This is a genomic window from Streptomyces melanogenes, assembly GCF_014649795.1.
Taxonomy (GTDB): domain Bacteria; phylum Actinomycetota; class Actinomycetes; order Streptomycetales; family Streptomycetaceae; genus Streptomyces; species Streptomyces noboritoensis.
Window position 1 is genome coordinate 407588 of sequence record NZ_BMTS01000006.1, and the last position, 20647, is coordinate 428234.

Sequence of the window (20647 nt, forward strand, 5' to 3'; positions counted from 1 at the left end):
ACGCGTCGCACACGACGCAAGAGACGCATGACCGGTCGTCACCTCGGCTTCATGGGTGGACGAGTCAAGATTGAGAGCACCGGTGCAGAACAAGCGGCCTCGGGGCAAGGGCGGCGAGACCGTCAAGGGCGCTGAGGGCGCCGCGGACACCGCGGGCGCCGGACGCCCCGTGCGCGTACGGACCCGGCTGGTCACCTCGGTCGCCCTGGTCTCGCTCACCGTCCTGGGCGCGGGCACCCCCACGCTGCTCACCGCCTCCTCGGACCTCAACGAGTCGCAGAGCCTGGTCACCCTGGCCGAGCTGAACCAGCAGGCCGTCACCCTGGCCCACGCCCTCGCCGACGAACGCGACGACGTCACCGCGTACATCGCGGGCGGCCGCGACCCGCGCAAGGACGCCGCCCTCAAGGACCGCGCCACCCGCGTCGACCGGCGCATCGACGAGATCCGCGCCACCGCGCCCGCGGCCCTCGGCCGCGACCTGGCCACCGTGCCCTCCCTGCGCCGCACCGCCCTCACCGGCAAGGGCACCGCCCTGGAGGCGCACCGCACGTACTCCGACGTGATCGCCAAGCTGCTCGGCCTCGCCGCCGAGCTGGCCGACCGGACGCCGCCGCGCGCCGCCGAGGCCACCCGCGCCCCGGCCGACCTCGGCCGCGCCGTCGAACAGGCCTCCGCCGCCCGGGGCCTGCTGGTCGCCGCGCTCTCCGTGCCGCAGAAGCCCGGCACCACGGTCTACGACCCGATCACCGGGCGGTACGTGCAGAAGGACGCCGCCGACGGCGAAGAGGGCCGCACCCGGGACGCCTTGAGCGCCGCCGGGCAGCAGGCGCGGGTGCGCGAGCAGTCCGCGCTCGCCGACTTCGACCAGGCGGCCGCCCCCACCGCGCGCGAGAAGCTCGCCACCACGGTCACCGGCCCGGACGTGGACGCCGCCGAGCGCTATCTCGCCCGCCTCACCGACCAGCCCCAACTGAGCACCTCCGACCGCAAGTTGGGCGCCGACAAGGTCGCCGCCGCGCTCACCGCGCGGATCGACCGGATGCGCGGCACCGAGTCGGCGCTCGCCACGGCCGAGGTGAAGCGGTTCGAGGCGCTGCGCGACGACGACGTGACCGACCTCGAACTCCGTGTCGCGCTGATCGGCGCGCTGCTGCTGTTCGCCGTCGGCGTCTCGTCCGCGAGCGCCCGCAGCCTCACCCGGCCGCTCGCCGTGCTGCGGCGCGGCGCGGCTCGCCTTGCCACCGCGCCCGAGGCGGAGGAGCCGGTCCGCTTCACCGGCCGCAACGACGAGTTCGCCCAGGCCGTCCGGTCCCTCAACACCCTCCACGACCGGCTGCGCGAGCACGCGGCCCGCGCCGACGACCTCGGCGCGGAGCTGGCCGGCGCCCGCGAGGGCCAGACCGCGCTCGCCGTCGAACGAGCCGAACTGGCCGAGGCCGTACGGGAGTTGACCGTACAGCTGGAGCGGGCGCGCGGCACCGTGCAGCACACCTTCGTCAACCTCGGGCTTCGCAGCCTCGGCCTGGTCGAGCGTCAGCTCGGCATCATCGAGGGCCTGGAGGAGCGCGAGCAGGACCCCGACCAGCTCGCCACGCTCTTCAAGCTCGACCACATGGCCACGGTCATCCGCCGCCACGGCGAGAACCTGCTGGTCCTCGCGGGCGCCGAGCACCACCACAACCACCCCGGCCCGGTCCCGCTCGTCGATGTCCTGCGGGCCGCCGTCAGCGAGATCGAGCGGTACGAGCGGGTCGTCATCCAGGCCCTGCCGCCGCACGCCCAGGTCGCCGGGTTCGCCGCCGACGATCTCAGCCACCTGGTCGCCGAGCTCCTGGAGAACGCCACCTCGTTCTCGCCGCCGGACGCCCAGGTCCAGCTCTCCGGCTGGCAGCTGGAGAGCGGCGAGGTCATGCTCTCGGTCCAGGACGAGGGCATCGGGGTGAGCCCGGCGCGCCGCACCGAGCTCAACATGCGGCTCGCGGACCCGTCCATGTACGAGCCGGGGGAGCCCGGCACCGAGACCGGTGGCCTCGGACTGCACGTCGCCGCGCTGCTCGCCCGCCGCCACGGGGTGCGGATCGAACTGCGCGAGCAGAAGCAGGGCGGGCTGGCGGCCGTGGTCGTGCTGCCCGAGCCGATCCTGCCGAAGACGCCCCCGGCCGAGCCGCCGCACGTGGCGCCGGCCCAGGGCGACGCGCCGCGCTTCACGCTGCCGGGCGCGCTGGCGGAGGCCAACTCCAACGTGCTGCCCGAGCGGGCGGAGCGCACGGCGGAGATCCCGCTCCCGGCCCCCGCGCCGGAGGCGGACACGCACGAGCGGGTCGACGAGCCGACGTTCGAGATGCGGCTCCCGACACCGGAGCCCGAGCCCGAGCCGCGGCCCACCGTCCCCGCGCAGCGCGTCACGGACAAGGGGCTGCCCAAGCGCACCCCGAAGGTGGTCAAGGCGGGCACCACCGCCCCGGCCCCGCGCAAGGGCGGCGCGGAGGTCGCCGACGCGCTGCGGCGGCGGCTCGGCGGGTTCCAGCAGGGCGCCCTGGAGGGCCGCCGGCACGCCGAGACCGAGATCCAGGAAGCACAGAGCGAAGCACACGTCGAAGAGAAGGCATCCAGGCCACACACGGGGGAGACAGTCGAGGAGGCACGCAGTTGACTGCGACCGGCACCGGCACGTTCGGACTGAGCAGCGAAGCCCGCAATCTGCACTGGCTGTTGCGGAACCTGGTCGAGGAGGTGCCGGGACTCCTCTCCGTCGCGGTCGTCTCCTCGGACGGACTGCTGCTGCTCTCGTCCGACCCGGACCAGCGGCCCGCCCGCACGGAGCCCCGCACCGAAGGGCCGCGCGGCTCCAGCGCCGACCTCGCCACCATCGTCTCCGGCATCGGCAGCCTCACCCACGGCGCCGCGCGGCTCATGGACGGCGGCGGGGTCAAGCAGACCGTGGTCGCGATGGAGGAGGGCAGCGTCTTCGTCATGGCGATCAGCGACGGCTCGCTGCTCGGGGTGCACGCCACGCCCGACTGCGACGTCACCGTCGTCGCGTACCACATGGCCCTCTTCGTCGGCCGCGCCGGACACGTGCTCACCCCCGAACTCCGCAGCGAACTGCGCCAGTCGATGGAGGCCGTCCAGTGACCTCGTCCGCATCCGCTCCCAAGCTGCCGATACGGGGCAGCGGCCGCAAACCCGCGCGGGTCCGCCCGTACTCCCTCACCGGCGGACGCACCCGCTTCGGCCACGTGCTCCTCGTGGAGACGTTCGTCGCGGCCATCGAGGCTCCCGAGGAGCGCAAGGCGCTGGGCGGCTCGCCGCTGCGGATGATGCCGGAGATGCGGGCGATCGTGGAGATCTGCCGCGCGATGCGTACGGTCGCGGAGATCTCGGCGCTGCTGCGCATGCCGCTGGGGGTCGTCCGGGTGCTGCTCAGCGACCTGGCCGACCAGGGAAGGATCCGTGTGTACGGGACCGGGCACGGCCCCGGGCGGCCCGACCGCGCGCTGCTCGAAAGGGTCATGAGTGGACTCCGCCGCCTCTGAACTCCTGGCGCCCGAAGCGGCCGCGTCCATCGAGGAAGACCTGCGGCCCTGGCAGCAGGACCGCACCAGAGCCCCCATCGCCACCAAGGTCGTGGTGGCGGGCGGCTTCGGCGTGGGGAAGACGACGTTCGTCTCCTCCGTCTCGGAGATCACCCCGCTCCAGACGGAGGCGGTGATGACCGAGGCGAGCGAGGGCACCGACGACCTCTCGTCGACCCCGGAGAAGACCACCACGACCGTGGCCATGGACTTCGGCCGCATCACGCTCGACGACGACCTCGTCCTGTACGTGTTCGGCACGCCCGGGCAGCAGCGGTTCTGGTTCATGTGGGACGACATCGTGCGTGGGGCGATCGGCGCGGTGGTGCTCGCCGACACCCGGCGGCTGTCCGACTGCTTCCCGGCGCTCGACTACTTCGAGAGCTGCGACCTGCCGTACATCGTGGCGGTCAACCACTTCGAGGGCACCGAGTCGTTCGAGCCCGAGGACGTCCGGGAGGCGCTGACGGTGCCGCCGCACATCCCCGTGGTGATCATGGACGCGCGCGACAAGATCACGGTGATCGAGTCGCTGCTGGCGCTGGTGGCGCACGCGCTGGAAGAACTGCCGGAGTAACGGCGCCCGTACTACTCCTTCATTTACTCACGTATCTGCTGACGTATCGGAGAACACTCGCATGCGGCGAATCCTGATAGTCGGGGCCGGTCAGTCCGGGCTCCAGCTGGCCCTCGGACTCCAGTCGAAGGGGTACGAGGTCACCCTGATGTCCAACCGCACGGCCGACGAGATCCGCTCCGGGCGGGTCATGTCGACGCAGTGCATGTTCCACACGGCGCTCCAGCACGAGCGGGACCTGGGCCTGAACTTCTGGGAGTCCCAGGCGCCGCGCATCGAGGGCGTGGGCGTCTCGGTGGCCGGCCCCGACGCCTCCCGGCCCGTCGACTGGGTCGGCCGCCTCGACGGCTACGCGCAGTCGGTCGACCAGCGGGTCAAGATGGCGGGCTGGATGGAGACGTTCGCCCAGCGCGGCGGCCAGCTGGTGATCCACGGGGCGGCGGTCTCGGACCTGGACTTCTTCGCGCGGACGTACGACCTGGTGCTGGTGTCGGCGGGCAAGGGCGAGCTGGTGTCCATGTTCGGCCGCGACGCCTCGCGCTCGCCGTACGCGGAGCCGCAGCGGGCGCTCGCCGTCTCGTACGTGCACGGGCTCGGCCCGCGTCCCGAGCACCCGGACTTCGACGCGGTCCGCTGCAACCTGGTGCCCGGGGTGGGCGAGCTGTTCGTGATGCCGACGCTGACGACGTCGGGCCGGGCGGACATCCTCTTCTGGGAGGGCGTCCCCGGCGGCCCGCTGGACGCGTTCCGGGGCGTGACGGACCCGGGCGAGCACCTGTCCTTGACCCTGGAGCTGATGGAGCGCTTCACGCCCTGGGAGTACGCGCGGGCGACGAAGGTCGAACTGACGGATGCGGGGGGTACGTTGGCGGGCCGTTACGCGCCGACCGTCCGCAACCCGATCGGGCGGCTGCCCGGTGGGGGCCTGGTCCTGGGCGTGGTGGACGTGGTCGTCGCCAACGACCCGATCACCGGGCAGGGCTCCAACTCGGCGTCCAAGTGTGCGGCGTCGTACCTGGCGTCGATCCTGGAGCGGGGGGAGGCGGCGTTCGACGAGGAGTGGATGCAGTCGACCTTCGACCGGTACTGGGCGACTGCTCAGCACGTGGTGAAGTGGACGAACGCGATGCTGGGGGTGCCGCCGGAGCACGTCCTCAACCTGATCGGCGCGGCCGGCGAACTCCAGCCGGTCGCGGACCGCTTCGCGAACGGCTTCGACGACCCGTCGGACTTCGAGAACTTCTTCTTCGAGGAGGGGAAGGCGGGGGCGTACTTGGCGGAGGTGGCATCGGCCCAGGCGGCGTAGTTTCCCCCACCCCGCCCCTTCCCGAAACTCTCCGAGGGATCCCTTCGTCTGCGCGACCAGCCACCCACGGTCCGCAGACAAAGCACCCGGCCGCCCGCCAGAGGGCTTTCGGGAAGGGGTGGGGTGGGGGCTAATCCCCCGGAGGGGCGTCCGACGCGTAGCCCTCGTCCGACCCCGCCCCCGCCCCCACCGGCAACCTCGGCGGTCGATACGACCGCACCGCCCCCGCCCCGGGATCAGGACGCACCGCCCCGAGCAGCGGATTCGACGCGATCGGGGAGATCTTCACCCGGGTCCCGGGACGCGGCGCCTGCACCACCAGCCCGTCCCCCACGTACAGGGCAACATGCGTCGCCCCGGGGTAGTACACCACTAGGTCCCCCGGACGCAGAGAACGCAGCGGAACCCGCCGCAGCGACGCCCACTGCTCCTGACTCGTCCGCGGAATCGCCCGCCCCGCATGCGCCCACGCCTGCGACGTGAGGCCGGAGCAGTCGTACGACCCCGGCCCCTCCGCCCCCCACACGTACGGCTTGCCGAGCTGCCCGACCGCGTACCGCAGCGCCTGCTCGCCCTCCTCCGACGGCGCCCGCACCCCGCTCAGCGCCCCCGTGGCCAGCAGATCCCGCTGGGCCTTCGCCATCCCGTCCCGCTCCAGGCGGGCCAGCTCGGCGAGTTGGTCCTCGCTCAGGGACGCGAGCAGGCCCTCCACGTCCTTCAGCCGGGTGCGCACCTCGTCCCGCGCCCGGCGCTGGCGCACGGCCAGCAGCGCCTGCTCGTCCAGCGCCTTGCGCGCCGCCCGCGCCAGACCGTCCGCCTGCTTCTCCATGGAGGCGAGCCGCGTGAGCGACGCCCGGCGCTCGTCCCCCGCGCGCCGGATCAGATGCCCCTGGTCGAGCGCCCCCTGCGGGTCCCGCGCCAGCAACAGCTGCATATACGTCGAGAGTTCGCTGCGGCCTTGGTACTGCTCCCGCGCCAGCCGGCCCGCCGCCTCCCGGCTCCGCGCCAGCGCGACCCGCGCCCTGGCCAGCCCGGCCGCGACCTTCTTCTCGTCCGCCGTGCGCCGCTTCAGCTGCTCCTCGGCCGCGTTGTACGCCTCGGACGCCTCCTCGGCCTGCCGGTACAGCGTCTGAAGCTGCGTCAGCAGACCGGACACCGAACTCTCCGGCGGCGTGGGTGCGGCCTGCGCCGCGGGGACGGACGACACGAGCGCCGCCGCGACGACCGCCGCCGTGCACACCGTACGCAGGGATCTCATCGACACGTGCTCACCTCCGGTCGGATGGTGGCACGGTGATCCGGGGCCCGGCCTGCCGAGTCGGGTGAACGGTGCGGATCCTTCCCCCGTACGGCCGTACCGCGGTGCGGAGGCTTGCCCCCGCGCCCGTCATGTGCGTACGAGAGGGAGGGTCACCGCACCGGCAGCGCGTACAGCGTCGCCCCGTGCCACACCACCGCCGCGTCCGCGCCCGCCGCCACCGCACGGTAGGTGCCCCGGTCCGCCGACTGCTCCTTGGTGCCCGCGTCCTGGAACTTCCACAGCCGTTCGCCGCTCGCCGCGTCCAGCGCCGTCACCTGGAACGGGTCGAGCGCCAGGACCGTACGCCCGGACGCGCTCGCCACCGTGCGGGTCTCCACCGGGGCGGTCGGGGCGAGGTCCGTCGAGCCGACCCACACCTCCCGGCCGTCCGGCGCGGTGACCGCCGCCACCTTGGTGGTGGTGTCGGGGGCGTACACAACTCCCTTGCTGAGAACGGGAGTTCCGTATGTCCCCGCGCCCTTCCCGCGCTGCCAGCGCAGCTTCGTCGTCTCCAGGTCGAACGCCTGGAGGCCGCCGCCCGCCGTGGTGAGCAGCGTGCCGTCGGGCGACAGCACCGCCGCGTCGGTGGGCAGCACCGTCCCGTACGACCGCGCCCACAGGTCCTTGCCGGTCTTCGGGTCGACCGCGAAGAACTCCGCGAGCACCTGCTTGGCGCCCTTCGGCGGGGCGGCGGCGGGGCGCCGCGCGATCAGCCGGCCACCGACGGCGGTCGCCCACTCGAACGTCTCGCCCCGGCCGAGCGGGCGGCGCCACAGGGTGGTGCGGGTGGCGATGTCGTACGCGTACAGCGCGGTGTCCTTGCCGACCGTGGCCGTGAACCACACCGTCGTGCCGTCGTGCGCGCGCACCTCGGGGGTGCCCATGCCGGGTGCGAGCTGGGCGTACGCCACCTTCTGGCGGATCGCGCCGTCCGCCACCGCGAACCAGGTGAAGTCGGTGGGGCCGACGCCGAACGCCACCGCCGGGTCCGGGCCCGCGGGCTGGAGCTGGGCGAGACCGGCCAGCTCGGGGCGGGTCCAGAGCTGCTTGCCGGTGCGCAGGTCGACGCCGGTGGGCGCGGCGCCGGGCACGACCAGGACCGCGCCCTGGACGAGCGGGGTGCCGAGGAGCTTGCCGCCGGGCACCGCGTATCCCCAGCGGGCGGTCGGGGGCGCGCCGGGCACCGGTTGCGGGCGGGCGGCGGGCTTGCTGTCGGCGGCGGGGGCCTTGCCGTCGCCGTCGTCCCCGTCGAACGCCAGCACCCCGGCCGCGCCGACCGCGAGCCCGGCCACCGCCGCGAGCCCGGCGGTCAGCAGCGACCGGCGGTCGGCGGTGAGCCGGGAGAGGGCGTTGGCGGGCGGGGCGGCCTGCGGAGGCTGGGGCGGCGGTACGGGCAGGGGCTGCGGCGCCGACCAGGCGGGCTGCGGGGGAGCCTGCCCGTTCAGGGCCGGTGCGGGCAGCGGGGCGGCGGGCTCCGGCACCCGGTCGGCCACCACCGGTCCCGGCAACTCCTGGGCCCGCGCGGCCCGTTCGGCGATCGCGGCCGTCAGGCGCGGCGGCAGCCACCCCGCGCCGGGCAGCGGGGCGACCCCGCCGGGGACCAGCTCGGCGGCCACCTCGGCCGGGGCCGGGCGCGACCCGGGCGCCTTGGCCAGACAGCGGCCGAGCAGCGGGCGCAGGGCGGCCGGGACCGGGGTGAGGTCCGGGACCGAGTGCGCGATGCGGTGCGCGGCCGCGTCGGCCGGGCCGGAGTCGAACGGGCCCGCGCCCCCCGCCGCGTACGCGAGCAGCATGCCCAGCATGAAGACGTCGGCGGCGGGGCCGGGCTGCTCACCGGCGACCTGCTCCGGCGTCAGATAGCCGACGGTCACACCGAGCCGCCCGCCCTCCCCGGCGCTCGCCGCGCTGGCGCCGCCGAGCACGCCGAAGGCGGTGACCAGCGGTCCTTCGGCGGTGAGCAGCACGACGTCGGGGCCCAGGCCCTGGAAGGCCTCACCGGTCACCGCGTGCGCCCGCTCCAGGGTGGCGGCGAGGGCCGCGCCCAGGGTGCGCACGGCCTCCTCGGGCAGCGGCCCGGCCAGCGCCACCGCCTCGGCGAGGGTGAGCGCGGCCGTGAACGGGGTGGCCAGCCACGGCAGCCACTCCTCGGGGCCGGTGGCCAGCACCGGCGGCACCCAGGGCCCGGCTAGCCGCTCGGCGGCCCGCGCCTCGGCCCGGAAGCGGGTGCGGAAGGCGGGCAGCGCGGCCAGGTCGGGGCGGGCAGCGGTGACACAGACCCCGCGCCCGTCCGCCCCGTGGGCGAGATAGACCCGGGCGGTGCCGGTCTCGCGCAGCCTGGCCCGCATGCGGTACGGACCGAGCTCGCGCGGTTCCTCGGCGGTCAGCGCCTCCATGGTTCAACTCCCCCTGCGGCACGGCGTGGACCAGCGAGCTTATCGCGCCACAGGAGCTCCTACGCGCGCGGCTTCGGCTTGGTCCAGGGCCAGCGGCGCGGCTCGCGACCCTCCGGGACGTAGGTGTACTTCCAGCCGCGCGGCAGCCCGAGGCGCTTGCTGTGTCCGACGGGCTCGCGCCGGTAGGCGTGGACGGTCGGCGGGCCGCCGTCGGCGTCCGGGACCGGGACCTCGTACCACTGGGGAGGCTTGTCCGTGGGGCCGACCAGGACGGGCAGGACGCGCCCGTCGAGGGGCCCGCCCACAAAGAGGGTGTTCTCGCTTCGCACGTCTCAAGTGTCACACCGGTGCGGGCCGCGCCGCGCGCGTCACAGCAGGTGGGCGGCTTCGGCCAGGACCGGGAGCACCCGGCGGGCGAGGAGTCCGGCCGGGCCGTCGGCGGGCTCCAGGGCCAGCGCGGCCCGGACCACGGCGGCCGCCTGCGGGTCGGTGGCGGCGGTCGCGGTGAGCAGGGCCACCAGGTGGTCGACCAGCCAGTCGCGCAGCTCGGGCAGCGGCGGCTGCTTCTCCTCGTCCAGCCAGATCAGGGAGGCGGCCTCGACCGCCGCGATCCAGGTGCGCACCATCATCCGCAGCCGTGCACCCGGGCTCTCCACCTCCAGGTGGAGGAGGATCTGCTCGGCGGCGGACCGGCGCACCTCGTCGACTATCGCGGTCGTCCGGGAGGTCTCGGCGACGCTGCCGCCCTGGAGGAGGGCGGAGAACCCGGCGTCGTGCTCGTCGACGAAGGCGAGGTAGCGGTCCAGAGCGTGGGTCAGGCGCTCGGTGAGCGGGCCGGTCTGGGGCTGGGCGAAGCAGAGTTCGAGCTCGTCGGCGGCCGAGCGCAGCGCCGCCTCGTACAACTGCTGCTTGCCGCCGGGGAAGTAGCGGTAGACCAGTGGGCGCGAGACCCCGGCCGCCTCGGCGACGTCGTCGAGCGAGACGTCCTCCGGCGCCCGGTGCGCGAAGAGCGACAGCGCGGCGTCGAGGAGCTGGGTGCGGCGCTCCTCGACGCTGAGCCTGCGGTACGCGGGGGTGGTGGCCGGTGAGGTCATACGGGCAGCGTAATCCCCGGGCCGTTGCTTCAGGCCGGTGCTCGTACGCGGTTGGCCGGGAGCGGAGGGTTCGGCGAAGGGTTCCCTGCGGGGCTCGGCGAAGCGGTCGGTGAACTGCTCGGTGAAGGGCATGCGGGGCCGGGTCAGGCCAGCAGCCCCGAGCTCTGCCACAGCCGGCGGCCCACGCCGCGCAGCACGCCTATGTCGTCGAGGAAGTCGGTGAGCCGCCTGGCGCCGTTCTGCATCACCTCGCGCCGGTGGCCGCTGGCCTTCACCTGGGCGACGGCCTCCCGGCGGTCCAGCCCCACGTTCTCGTACACCTTGGGGTTGACGAAGCAGGTGGAGAAGACCCGGGCCGCCTCGCCGCAGCTGACCCTGGTCAGCTCCCGCTCCCAGGCGGGCGCGGTGACCATCTGGCGCCGCAACTCCTCGCGGGCGTACCGGACGTGGCGGGCCTCCTCGACCACGTGGATGCGGGTGACGCCGCGCATCAGGGTCTGCACCCGGTCGTCCGGGAAGGTCAGCCGCTGCATCCAGTCGAGGATCTCCTCGCCGAGCAGGGTGGCCGCGAAGGAGCCGGGGGTGGTGGAGACGGTCTTCAGGACGCGCGCGAGGTTGTGGTAGAGCCGGGGGACCGGGTAGGTGGGCGATCCGCACTTCTGGATCACGCGGGCGAACATCATCGAGTGGCGGCACTCGTCGGCGATCTCGGTGAGCGCGTAGCGGACGTGGTTGCTGGTGACGGGCTTGTCGTAGACGTGCCGCACCAGCAGCTGCATCAGGATGATCTCGAACCAGATGCCGAGCGAGCCGAGCGAGGCGGCCTCGTGACGGGACAGTTCGATGCGCTGGTCCTCGGACATCCCGCGCCACATCGGGGTGTCGTAGAGGGAGAGCAGCTCCGGGGGCCAGAACCACTTGCCGTCCTCCAGCGGCGCGTCCCAGTCCAGTTCCTTGTCGGGGTCGAAGGAGTGCTTGGCGGACGACGCGAGCAGCCGCTCGGCGACCTCCTCGCGGTCCCGGAGCAGGCCGAGCGCGTCGCGGAGCACTTCGCTGTCGGTCACGGTCGTCATGGCTGGGGCACCTCGGTGGGAGTCGGCCTCGAAGGGGGTTACCGGCGGTCAACTCTTATGAGACTGCTTGTCAGCAAGCGCGTCAATCCCTTCGGCCCGACTTGTTGACCCGGCGTCTACCAACGTGTGAGCCTGCCAATGAGCCAACGTGTCACGGTCAGTCAGGTAGTTCCGCGAGGCGAAGGAGCCGCACGTGTCTACGCACGACCTGTATGTGAACGGCCCGCAGGACCCCCTCTGGGAGATCCCGGCCTCGGGAGCGGCGCGTTTCAGCTGGGACTACGACGACGGACGCGAGCGCCTCCTCGCCCTCTACCAGAAGGGCAAGGACAAGCAGTGGGACGGCGCCAAGCGGATCGACTGGGACATCGAGGTCGACCCGTACGACCCGCTGGGGACGCCCGACGAGTCGCTGACGCTGTACGGGACGCGCCACTGGGCCAAGATGACCGACAAGGACAAGGGCGAGCTGCGCAGGCACTACGCCTCCTGGCAGTTCAGCCAGTTCCTGCACGGCGAGCAGGGCGCGATGGTGTGCGCGGCGCGGATCGTGGAGTCGGTGCCGGACCTGGACGCGAAGTTCTACTCCGCCACCCAGACGATGGACGAGGCGCGGCACGCGGAGATCTACTCCCGCTTCCTCCACGACAAGGTCGGCATGCTCTACCCGGTCAACGACAACCTCCAGGGGCTGCTCGGCGACACCCTGCGCGACTCCCGCTGGGACATGCCCTACCTCGGGATGCAGGTCCTCATCGAGGGCCTCGCGCTCGCCGCGTTCGGCATGATCCGCGACACCACCGACAAGCCGCTGCCCAAGCAGATCCTGGCGTACGTGATGCAGGACGAGGCCCGGCACGTGGCCTTCGGGCGGATGGCCCTGCGCGACTACTACAAGCAGCTCAGCGACGCGGAGCTGCGCGAGCGCGAGGAATTCGTCATCGAGGGCTGCTACTTGATGCGCGACCGCCTGCGCGGCGTCGAGGTCCTGGAGAACTTCGGCGTCTCCAAGGCGGAGGCCGAGCAGTACTCGGAGCAGAACGAGTTCCTGCACCTGTTCCGCAAGCTCCTGTTCAGCCGCGTCGTCCCCTGCGTCAAGGACATCGGCCTGTGGGGCAAACGCCTCCAGCAGGCGTACGTGGACATGGGCGTCCTGGAACTCGGCGACTCCAACCTCGACCTGCTGATGGCCGAGGACGAGGAGATCGCAGAACAACTGGACCGCGACCGCTTCGCCCAGGAGGAGACGGCGCGAGTGGCGGAGGTGGAGGAGATGATCGCGGAGGGGGCGGGGGGCTGACCCGAGACTCACGCTTTCGTGCGGCGCTCCCTCGTTCCCCCTGGGTAGGCTGGCGGTACCGAGCAGACTCCTCCCCATGGGAGCAAGCATGAGCGCCGCACGTGACTACGGCCTTGACGACCAGCACGAGTGGGCCCGTCCGCCCGCCGGCGGTTGGACGGCGGACGACCTCGACCACCTCCCGAATCTCCCTCCGCACACGGAGCTGATCGACGGGAGTCTCGTCCTCGTGAGTCCGCAGACCCGGTTCCATTCGCGCACCATCCACTTTCTGGTGCGGTCGCTCATGGACCAGTCGCCGGAGCACCTCGAAGCCATCGGGGAGATGACGGTCACGCTCGATCGCCGCAATCGGCTGGAGCCCGATGTCCTCGTCGTTTCCATTGACGCGGACACAGGCCCCCGACAGACCTGGTTCAAGCCGGAGGACCTCATCCTCGCCGTCGAGGTGGTCTCCGACGAATCGGTGGACCGCGACCGCGAGGTCAAGCCCCGCAAGTACGCCCGCGCGGGCATTCCGCATTTCTGGCGGGTGGAAGAGAACGAAGGGATGCCGGTGGTGCACACCTTCGAGCTCGACCCCGGCACCAAGTCGTACGGTCTCACCGGCATTCACCACAAGCAGCTCAAGACAGACCGCCCCTTCCCCCTCGACATCGACCTCACCGCGATCGACCGCCGCCCGCGCAAGGGCTGATCAGTCCCGCAGCGCCGCCTCCATCACCGCCTTCGCGATCGGGGCCGCGTCGCCGCCGCCGCTGATGTCCGCTCGGTTGGCCTCCGCGTCCTCGACCACCACCGCCACCGCCACCGCCGGCTGGGCCGCGTCGGGAGCCTGGGCCCAGGAGATGAACCAGGCGTACGGGTGGCCGCGGTTGCCGATGCCGTTCTGGGCCGTGCCCGTCTTGCCGCCGACCTTCGCGCCGGGGATCGCCGCGTTGGTGCCGGTGCCCTTCTCCACCACGTCCACCATCAGCTGCTGGAGCTGCGCGGCGGTGGTCGGGCTCATGGCCTGGCGGTAGGTGCGGGGGCCGTTCTGGGCGACCGTGGTGCCGCGTGCGGTGGTCGTCCGCTCCACCAGGTACGGGTACTTGAGCTCCCCGCCGTTGGCCACCGCCGCCGCGACCATCGCCATCTGCAGCGGCGTCGCCGTCGTGTCGAACTGGCCGATGGAGGAGAGCGCCAGCTGGTCCGGGCCCATCTTCCTGTCGAAGTTGGACTTGGCCACGTGGGAGGGGATCCGCAGCCGGGCGTCGTTGAAGCCGAACCGGCCGACCGCCTCCAGCATCCCCGGCAGCCCCACCTTCACCCCCAGATGCGCCATCACCGTGTTGCAGGAGACGACCACGGCGTACGCGAGCGAGGCCTTGCCGCAGCCGTCCGCCTCGTTGGGCAGCGCGGTGGTGGTGCCGGGCAGGACGTAGGGGTCGGGCGTGGTGGTCGGCGCGTCCACGTCGGTCACCGCGCCCGCGTCGAGCGCGGCCGCCGCCGTCACGATCTTGAAGGCGGAGCCCGGCGGATAGGTCTGCCGGATCGCCCGGTCGAGCATCGGCTGGTCGGGGTCCGCGTTCAGCGCCGCCCAGGCGCCCTTGACCGCCCGCCCGGTCCCCGACAGCCGCCCCGGGTCGTACGAGGGGCTGCTGACGAGCGCGAGGATGCGGCCCGTGCCCGGCTCAAGCGCGGCGACCGCGCCCCGCTTGCCCGCGAGCCCCCGGAAGGCGGCCCGCTGCACGCCCGCCCTGATGGTGGTGACCGCGTCGCCGCCGCGCTGCCGCTTGCGGGTGAGCCCGCCCCACAGCGGCTTGAGCAGCGGCGAGGTGCCGGAGAGCACCGGGTCCTCGGCGGCCTCGACGAGCGTCGTGCCGTACACCTGCGAGGCGTACCCGGTGATCGGCGCGTACAGCGGCCCGTCGGCGTACGTGCGCTCGTACCGCAGCGCCTGCCCGCTGTCCCTGGAGCCGGTGACCGCGTCGCCGTCCACCAGGATGTCGCCGCGCGGCTGGCCGTAACGGGCCAGCGTGGTACGGCGGTTGGCCGGGTCGGCGTCCAGCGCGTCGGCCTGGAAGACCTGGACGCGGGCCGCGTTGACCAGCAGCGCCACGAGCAGGAGCAGACAGCAGGCGGCGGCCCGCCGGATGTAGCGGATCATCGGCTTCCCGTCCGGACGGGGGTGACCGTGCCGCTCTCCACGGCCGGGCGCGGGGTGCGCGCGCTGTCGCTGACCCGGATGAGGAGCGCCACGATCACCCAGTTGGTGACGACCGAGGAGCCGCCCTGGGCGAGGAACGGCATCGCCATGCCGGTGAGCGGGATCAGCCCCGTCACCCCGCCCGCGATCACGAACACCTGGAGGGCGAGGATCGAGGCGAGCCCGACGGCGAGCAGCCGCCCGAACGGGTCGCTCAGCGCGAGGGCCGCGCGGTAGCCCCGGGCGACGAGCAGCGCGTACAGCAGGAAGACGGCCGTGAGGCCCGCCAGGCCCAGCTCCTCGCCGGCCGTCGCCAGGATGAAGTCGGACTTCGCGGCGAACCCGATCAGGACGGAGTGCCCGGCGCCCAGGCCGGTGCCGAGCATGCCGCCCGCCGCGAAGGCGAAGAGCGACTGGGCGAGCTGGCCGGGGCCCTGGCCCGCCTCGATGGAGGCGAAGGGGTGGAGCCAGTCCTGCACCCGGCCGTGCACGTGCGGCTCCAGCGAGCCGACGGCCGCCGCGCCGACCGCCGCGAGCAGCAGCCCGACCGCGATCCAGCCGGTGCGGCCGGTCGCCACGTACAGCATGATCACGAAGAGGCCGAAGAAGAGCAGCGAGGTGCCGAGGTCGCGCTCCAGGACCAGGAGGCCGACGCTGAGCAGCCAGATCGCCACGATCGGGCCGAGCACCCGGCCGGTGGGCAGCTGGAGCCGCCAGACGCGGCGGCCGGTGTACGCGAGCGCGTTGCGGTTGGCGGCCAGGTACCCGGCGAAGAAGACCGCGAACAGGATCTTGGCGAACTCGCCCGGCTGGAAGGAGAGTCCGCCCGCCCGGATCCAGATCTTGGCGCCGTTCACGGCGGGGAACGGGATCGGCACCGCCATCAGGACCAGGGCGGAGGCGGCCGAGAGGTAGGCGTACCGCTGGAGGACCCGGTGGTCGCGCAGGGCCAGGACGACCGCCGTGAACAGCCCGACGCCGATCGTGGACCAGACGAGCTGGGTGGCGGCGGCCCGGCTGTGCGGGGTCTCCAGGTCGAGGCGGTAGATCAGGACCAGGCCGAGCCCGTTGAGCAGCACCGCGATGGGCAGCAGCAGCGGGTCGGCGTGCGGGGCGCGCCAGCGGACGGCGAGATGGGCGAGCAGGGCGAGCAGTCCGAGGCCCGCGCCGTAGCGGGCCGCGTCGGGCGGGACGGCGCCGCTCTTGGCCAGGCCGACGCCCGCGTATCCGTAGACCGAGGCGAGGACGGCGCAGACGAGCAGCGAGAGTTCGACGCCCCGGCGCTTGGCGAGGCGCGGGGCGGGCGGGGGGACGTCCGCCGCCGTCGGTGCGGTCATGTCGGGCAACGTAGCAAGCCGGAGCGGCTATGTCCCTTATGTCATAGTGTGCCGAGGGGTGGGAACGCCGAGTCGGGCAACCGCCGGCGGAAAGCCGACGGACCGTCACTGAGGAGTACGGCCATGGGGCCCGTGGAGTTCATCGTCCTCGCCTTCCCCGAGGAGCAGCTTCGGGTGCAGGCCGTCGACTCGCTCGTGGGGGTGCGCAGGTCCCGGGCCGTACGGATGGTCGACGCGCTGGTGGTCACCAGGACCGCGGCGGGCGAGGTGGTCGCCGCCGAGCTCGACGAGTTCGAGGAGCTCGCCGGGGTGCTGGTCGGCGAGGGCGTCGAGCGGCTGATCGGCCCGGAGGACGTCAAGGAGGCGGCGGACCTGCTCGACCTGGGCAGTTGGGCGCTGGTGGTGCTGATCGAGCACCTGTGGGCGCAGGAGGCGGCGAAGGGGGTGCGGGCCGCGGGCGGGCACGTCGCCGGGTCGGTGCGGATCCCGCCGGAGCGCCTGGAGGAGGTCAGGGCGGCCCTGGCCGCGCGCGCCGGGACCGTACGCGTACGAGAGGAAGGCTGAGCCCATGTTCATCCGGCGCGCCAAGGCGGCGGTACGACCCGTGGTGCGCCCGTCCGGCGCCCCCCTGCTGCGCGGCCTCCTGGTGGGCGGCCCGCGCCCCGCGAAGCCCGCGCCCGCCCCGGAGGCGCCGCCCGGGGCGGACGGCCCCGGCGACGCCGGACTGGTGGACCTGCTGAGCCGACTGGGACGGCTGGCTCAGCAGGGGGTGCTCACCGAGGAGGAGTTCACGGCCGCGAAGGCCAGGCTGCTCGGGCTGTGAGGTGACGGCTCAGCACCAGCGGGGCGACGGGCCGATGTTGTCGATGAACTGCGCCGAACCCCAGGCCCAGGTGCCGTCGCTCAGCAGGTACCAGCGGTTGTTGCCCTCGACGCTGCCGCCGCGGGTCTTGCAGAAGATGTGGACGATCGAGCCGTACCGCGCCAGGCCGATGACCCGGCTGCTGCGGGTCGGCTTGTCCCGCAGGAGCAGGCCGGACTTGGCCGTCACTCGCCCCTTGTAGTCGTTGTGGACGGATTCCTCGGCGGTCGCGGGACCGGCCGCCGCGAGGGCGGCGACCGCGCCGGTGGCCAAGCACAGGCCGAACAGGGCAAGCGGGGAACGGCGGGACACAGTGCCTCCTGGGGAGTGGAGGGCCGTGCTCCACGGCCCTTGGCTCGCCCCGCTCACGTTAGGTTCGCTCGTTGCCGCCCGCAAAGCGCTGAGGCCCGTCCGGGTGCGTCGGGGCTTCTGGTACGCCGTCAGGGTCCACGTACTCCGGCAGGATCAGCCGCGCCAGCGCGCCGCCGCCCGCCGCGTTGCCGAAGCTCAGTTTGGCGCCGAGGACCGAGGCCTGGCCGACCGCGATGGTCAGGCCGAGCCCGTGGCCCTTGTTGCCGCCCTCGGTGCGGAAGCGCTGGGGGCCGTGGTCGAGGAGGTACGGGGGATAGCCGGAGCCGTGGTCCCGCACCGTCACCACCGGCCCGTCCACGCGCAGCACCACCGGCAGCGCGCCGTGCTTGTGGGCGTTGCCCAGGAGGTTGGCCAGCACGCGCTCCAGGCGGCGCTTGTCGGTCTCCACACAGGTGTCGCGGACGATCACGAGCTCGGTCTGCGTCCCGGAGGCCCGCACCACCCGCTCCACCAGCGGCCCCAGTTGCTCCAGGTCCAGGTCGACCCGCTCGCTGCCCGCCTCCAGACGGGAGATCTCCAGCAGGTCCTCGGTGAGCGAGCGCATCGCCTTGACCCGGTCCCGTACCAGCTCGGCGGGCCGCCCCTCGGGCAGCAGCTCGGCGGCGGCGTGCAGTCCGGTCAGCGGGGTGCGCAGCTCGTGGGCCACGTCCGCGGTGAAGCGCTGCTCGCTCAGCAGCTTGTTCTGGAGCGTCCCGGCCATGGTGTCGAGCGCCCCGGCGACCGTGGCCACCTCGTCCTGGGGGCGCGAAGGGTCCTTCGTACGGGGGTCGTTGACCCGGGCGTCCAGGTCGCCCGCCCCGATCCGGCGGGCCACCGTCGCCGTCTGGTGCAGCCGGCGGGTGACCCGGGTGACGCCGAAGACGCCGACCAGGAGGGTCGCGCCGATGGCGAGGATGGAGGAGCCGAGGATCGCCTGGTCCAGGCCCGTGATCGTGCGGGCGCTCTGGCTGTAGTCGATCGAGACCGCGATCGCGCGGCCGTCGGCCGGGCCCGCCGCCCACATGGTGGGGCGGCCCTTGTCGTCGGCGACGACCGTGCCGCGCTTGCCGGAGACGGCCAGCTTGCGCAGCGAGGAGGGCAGGTCCTGCGGGTCCAGGCCCGCGCCCGGCGGCAGCGGCTCGCCCGCCTCGTACGCGCGCGAGACCTCCTCCAGCTTGTCCAGCGCCTTGTCGCGGGCCTGGCCGACGGTCTGCCGGGTCACCGAGACGTGCACGAGCACACCGAGCAGCGCCGCGAGCGCGCAGCACATCACGGTGATGAAGACGGCGGCCTTCCAGGTGAGCGTCGCCGTCCAGGCGGGCAGGCGCGGCCCCCTCACCGGGCGCTCGCGGAGGAGCGCGGCGACGGGCCGGAGGTCTTGGGGCGGGGCACCGCGCCGGGCGAGTGCTGCGGCTCCACCCGGATGATCTCGTCGCGGGTGGGCAGCATCGCGCGCTGGTGGTCGTCCCACGACCAGGCCGTGCGGTACTCGTACCCGGGGATGCCCGCGGAGACCGAGTGCAGGATGACGTCCCGCCCGGCCAGCTCCACGCCGATCAGCTGGTCCGAGGTGGACATGATCCGGGTGAGGGCGCCGCGGTCGGGCATATAGCAGCGCACGGCCAACTGCTGCTCCGGCATCTTGATGCCGAGGATCAGCTCGTCCCTGCCGTCGCCGGTCAGATCGCGGTAGTACGCCCTGAGCACCGGGCAGCCCTTCGGCTTCTCCCGGCACTGATTCAGCTGGCGAACCGTTTCCTCGTAGAGCCCGTCGGCGCCCGTGTACTGGTCGGGGTGGGCCCGGACCTCGGCCTGGACGACCGCGACCGGGTCGAGCGCGCGGACGTCGTCGCCGGGCACCTTGATGCCGGGCACCCGTTCCGTCTGGCCCTCGCCGAAGTCCAGGGGCGTCGTCGTGGGCTTGGGCAGATCGGGCCAGAGGTGGACCGGGCCGACCGCCGTGGGGGTCGCGCCCGCGCCCTCCAGGCTGCCCGCGTTGCCGCAGCCGGAGAGCAGCAGGGCTGCGGCGCCGGCGGTGAGCAGCAGGAGTGCTGCGCGGGCGGGGCGGCGGTGGCGGGTCAAGGTGCTCCTGTCGTGCGGGCGGCGGCGCCGGGAGCGGCACCGTCCCCGGGCTACTTCACCTTCACCAGATCGGCGTAGAAGATGATGTTGGCCGAGCGGTGGCCGTTCTTGATCGGGCCGCCGCAGGTGATGAGGCGGAGTTCCGGACGGTCGGTCTTCCCGTAAACCTTATTCGTAGGGAAGTCTGTTTTGTCCACTTGCTGAGTCTCGCGGATCCGGAAGACGGCCGTGGAGCCGTCGGCCCGCCCGACCTCGATGACGTCCCCCACGTGCATCTTCTTCACGTCCCGCATCAGGGCCGGGCCCTTCGCGGTGTCGTAGTGCGCGACGATCACGGACGCGCCCTTCTCGCCGGGCGTGACGCTGCCGGTGTACCAGCCCGCCAGCTCCGCCTTGTCGACCGGGGGCACCTCCAGCTCCTGCCTCTCGTCCACGCCGAGCCGCAGCACCGGGCCCGCGTCGACGCCCGCCGCCGGAACGACCACCCGGGTCGGCTCGCTCGCCATGAGCGGGCCCACCTGCTGGCGGGCCTGGGTGGTGGTGGCGTTCTGGACGGTGACGTCGGGAGCCTTGGCGCCGGACGAACCCGAGCCGCAGGCCGCGAGCCCGCCGCCCACGGAGAGGGCGAGCGCGGCGGCGGCCGCGAGACGGGCCGTGCGGCGCGGGCGGGAGGGGGTGGACGCAGTCATGTCCACCACCGTAGGCGGGCGGTGTTGCGGAGCTTTCCCGGCTTTGTAACAGCTCTCCATAGCCGGGGCGACAGCGCGGTTACTGCTGGTAGGGGTTCTGCCCGTGGGGCTGGCCGGGGGCCTGGCCCTGCATCTGCTGCGGCTGGGCCTGGTAGCCCGGCTGCGGTGCGGCGGCCGTCGCGAGCAGCTGCTCGGCGGCCTCCTTGGTGATCTGCTGCTCCATGCCGCAGAAGGTGCACTGCGTGCGGTACTTGGTGGAGACCGGGAAGAGCGGGATGAAGAAGAACGTGAACTTGGTGACGTACTTCCGCAGGCCGTGCGCGGCCGGATTGCCGCAGTTCCCGCAGACGAGCGTCATCATGGCGAGCTGGTACAGATATCCCTTGGTGCCCCAAATGAGCATCGGACTTCCCCTCCCGAGGTAAAGCGGCGCGTGTGGCGCGCGGTAGCGGCTCCGCACTATACGAGCCGCGATATTGCCCTGCGCGGCCGGTGCTGCTCCCATGGGCGTGGGGGT

At 73.1% G+C, this 20647-nt stretch carries 21 protein-coding genes; 9 read left to right on the forward strand and 12 right to left on the reverse strand.

Annotation, left to right across the window (positions count from 1 at the left end; all coding sequences use genetic code 11):
• Positions 1–82 precede the first annotated feature (82 nt).
• The 5 genes from IE252_RS16480 (at position 83) to IE252_RS16500 (ending at position 5461) form a co-directional block, all read left to right on the forward strand.
• Positions 83–2656, forward strand: a complete 2574-nt coding sequence (locus IE252_RS16480) for a sensor histidine kinase (protein WP_190090130.1) — start codon at positions 83–85, stop codon at positions 2654–2656.
• Positions 2653–3138: a roadblock/LC7 domain-containing protein gene (locus tag IE252_RS16485; protein WP_190090131.1), complete on the forward strand. Its 486-nt coding sequence runs from the start codon at positions 2653–2655 to the stop codon at positions 3136–3138. The genes IE252_RS16480 and IE252_RS16485 overlap by 4 nt, the downstream gene beginning before the upstream one ends.
• A complete protein-coding gene (locus tag IE252_RS16490) occupies positions 3135–3539 on the forward strand; it encodes a DUF742 domain-containing protein (protein WP_190090132.1) in 405 nt (134 codons plus the stop codon). Before IE252_RS16485 ends, IE252_RS16490 begins: the two co-directional genes overlap by 4 nt.
• Positions 3520–4155: a GTP-binding protein gene (locus IE252_RS16495; protein ID WP_190090133.1), complete on the forward strand. Its 636-nt coding sequence runs from the start codon at positions 3520–3522 to the stop codon at positions 4153–4155. Before IE252_RS16490 ends, IE252_RS16495 begins: the two co-directional genes overlap by 20 nt.
• Before the next feature lie 61 nt (positions 4156–4216).
• The gene (locus IE252_RS16500; protein ID WP_190090134.1) at positions 4217–5461 is read left to right on the forward strand and encodes a styrene monooxygenase/indole monooxygenase family protein; all 1245 of its coding nucleotides are present in this window, start codon (positions 4217–4219) and stop codon (positions 5459–5461) included.
• Between the two features lie 130 nt (positions 5462–5591).
• On the opposite strand, the gene IE252_RS16505 is transcribed toward IE252_RS16500, so the two are convergent.
• The 5 genes from IE252_RS16505 to IE252_RS16525 all read right to left on the reverse strand — a co-directional run bounded on the left by IE252_RS16505 (position 5592) and on the right by IE252_RS16525 (position 11321).
• Complete coding sequence (locus IE252_RS16505) at positions 5592–6719, reverse strand: C40 family peptidase (protein WP_190090201.1); 1128 nt, start codon at positions 6717–6719, stop codon at positions 5592–5594.
• Between the two features lie 152 nt (positions 6720–6871).
• On the reverse strand, positions 6872–9154 hold the full coding sequence (locus IE252_RS16510) for an outer membrane protein assembly factor BamB family protein (protein ID WP_190090135.1): 2283 nt from the start codon (positions 9152–9154) through the stop codon (positions 6872–6874).
• Positions 9155–9213: 59 nt separating this feature from the next.
• Entirely contained in the window at positions 9214–9483 is a 270-nt protein-coding gene (locus IE252_RS16515; protein WP_190090136.1) for a DUF8847 domain-containing protein, read from the reverse strand.
• A gap of 39 nt (positions 9484–9522) precedes the next feature.
• Positions 9523–10248, reverse strand: coding sequence for a TetR/AcrR family transcriptional regulator (locus IE252_RS16520; protein WP_190090137.1), 726 nt, complete (start codon positions 10246–10248; stop codon positions 9523–9525).
• 143 nt (positions 10249–10391) lie between these two features.
• Positions 10392–11321 carry an AurF N-oxygenase family protein gene (locus tag IE252_RS16525; RefSeq protein ID WP_190090138.1) on the reverse strand — a complete coding sequence of 310 codons (930 nt, stop codon included), beginning with the start codon at positions 11319–11321 and terminating at the stop codon, positions 10392–10394.
• A gap of 193 nt (positions 11322–11514) precedes the next feature.
• Here IE252_RS16525 and IE252_RS16530 point away from each other — a divergent pair, with 193 nt between their 5' ends.
• On the forward strand, positions 11515–12621 hold the full coding sequence (locus IE252_RS16530; RefSeq protein ID WP_190090139.1) for a ferritin-like domain-containing protein: 1107 nt from the start codon (positions 11515–11517) through the stop codon (positions 12619–12621).
• A gap of 88 nt (positions 12622–12709) precedes the next feature.
• A complete protein-coding gene (locus tag IE252_RS16535) occupies positions 12710–13318 on the forward strand; it encodes a Uma2 family endonuclease (RefSeq protein WP_190090140.1) in 609 nt (202 codons plus the stop codon).
• Here IE252_RS16535 and IE252_RS16540 read toward each other — a convergent pair whose 3' ends face one another.
• A complete protein-coding gene (locus tag IE252_RS16540; protein WP_190090141.1) occupies positions 13319–14770 on the reverse strand; it encodes a penicillin-binding transpeptidase domain-containing protein in 1452 nt (483 codons plus the stop codon). It lies immediately after the preceding gene.
• Entirely contained in the window at positions 14767–16146 is a 1380-nt protein-coding gene (locus tag IE252_RS16545; RefSeq protein WP_190090142.1) for an FtsW/RodA/SpoVE family cell cycle protein, read from the reverse strand. Before IE252_RS16545 ends, IE252_RS16540 begins: the two co-directional genes overlap by 4 nt.
• A gap of 123 nt (positions 16147–16269) precedes the next feature.
• Between IE252_RS16545 and IE252_RS16550 the strand changes: the two genes are divergently transcribed.
• Positions 16270–16710: a DUF6325 family protein gene (locus IE252_RS16550; RefSeq protein WP_190090143.1), complete on the forward strand. Its 441-nt coding sequence runs from the start codon at positions 16270–16272 to the stop codon at positions 16708–16710.
• Between the two features lie 4 nt (positions 16711–16714).
• The gene (locus IE252_RS16555) at positions 16715–16969 is read left to right on the forward strand and encodes an SHOCT domain-containing protein (protein WP_190090144.1); all 255 of its coding nucleotides are present in this window, start codon (positions 16715–16717) and stop codon (positions 16967–16969) included.
• A 9-nt stretch (positions 16970–16978) separates the two neighbouring features.
• Here IE252_RS16555 and IE252_RS16560 read toward each other — a convergent pair whose 3' ends face one another.
• The 5 genes from IE252_RS16560 to IE252_RS16580 form a co-directional block, all read right to left on the reverse strand.
• Positions 16979–17320, reverse strand: a complete 342-nt coding sequence (locus tag IE252_RS16560; protein ID WP_190090145.1) for an SH3 domain-containing protein — start codon at positions 17318–17320, stop codon at positions 16979–16981.
• Positions 17321–17378: 58 nt separating this feature from the next.
• Positions 17379–18698, reverse strand: coding sequence for a histidine kinase dimerization/phospho-acceptor domain-containing protein (locus tag IE252_RS16565; protein WP_373298559.1), 1320 nt, complete (start codon positions 18696–18698; stop codon positions 17379–17381).
• Complete coding sequence (locus IE252_RS16570; protein ID WP_190090146.1) at positions 18695–19441, reverse strand: hypothetical protein; 747 nt, start codon at positions 19439–19441, stop codon at positions 18695–18697. Before IE252_RS16570 ends, IE252_RS16565 begins: the two co-directional genes overlap by 4 nt.
• Positions 19442–19491: 50 nt before the next feature.
• Positions 19492–20130, reverse strand: coding sequence for a class F sortase (locus IE252_RS16575; protein ID WP_190090147.1), 639 nt, complete (start codon positions 20128–20130; stop codon positions 19492–19494).
• Positions 20131–20209: 79 nt separating this feature from the next.
• On the reverse strand, positions 20210–20533 hold the full coding sequence (locus IE252_RS16580; RefSeq protein ID WP_190090148.1) for a zinc-ribbon domain-containing protein: 324 nt from the start codon (positions 20531–20533) through the stop codon (positions 20210–20212).
• Between the last annotated feature and the right edge of the window lie 114 nt (positions 20534–20647).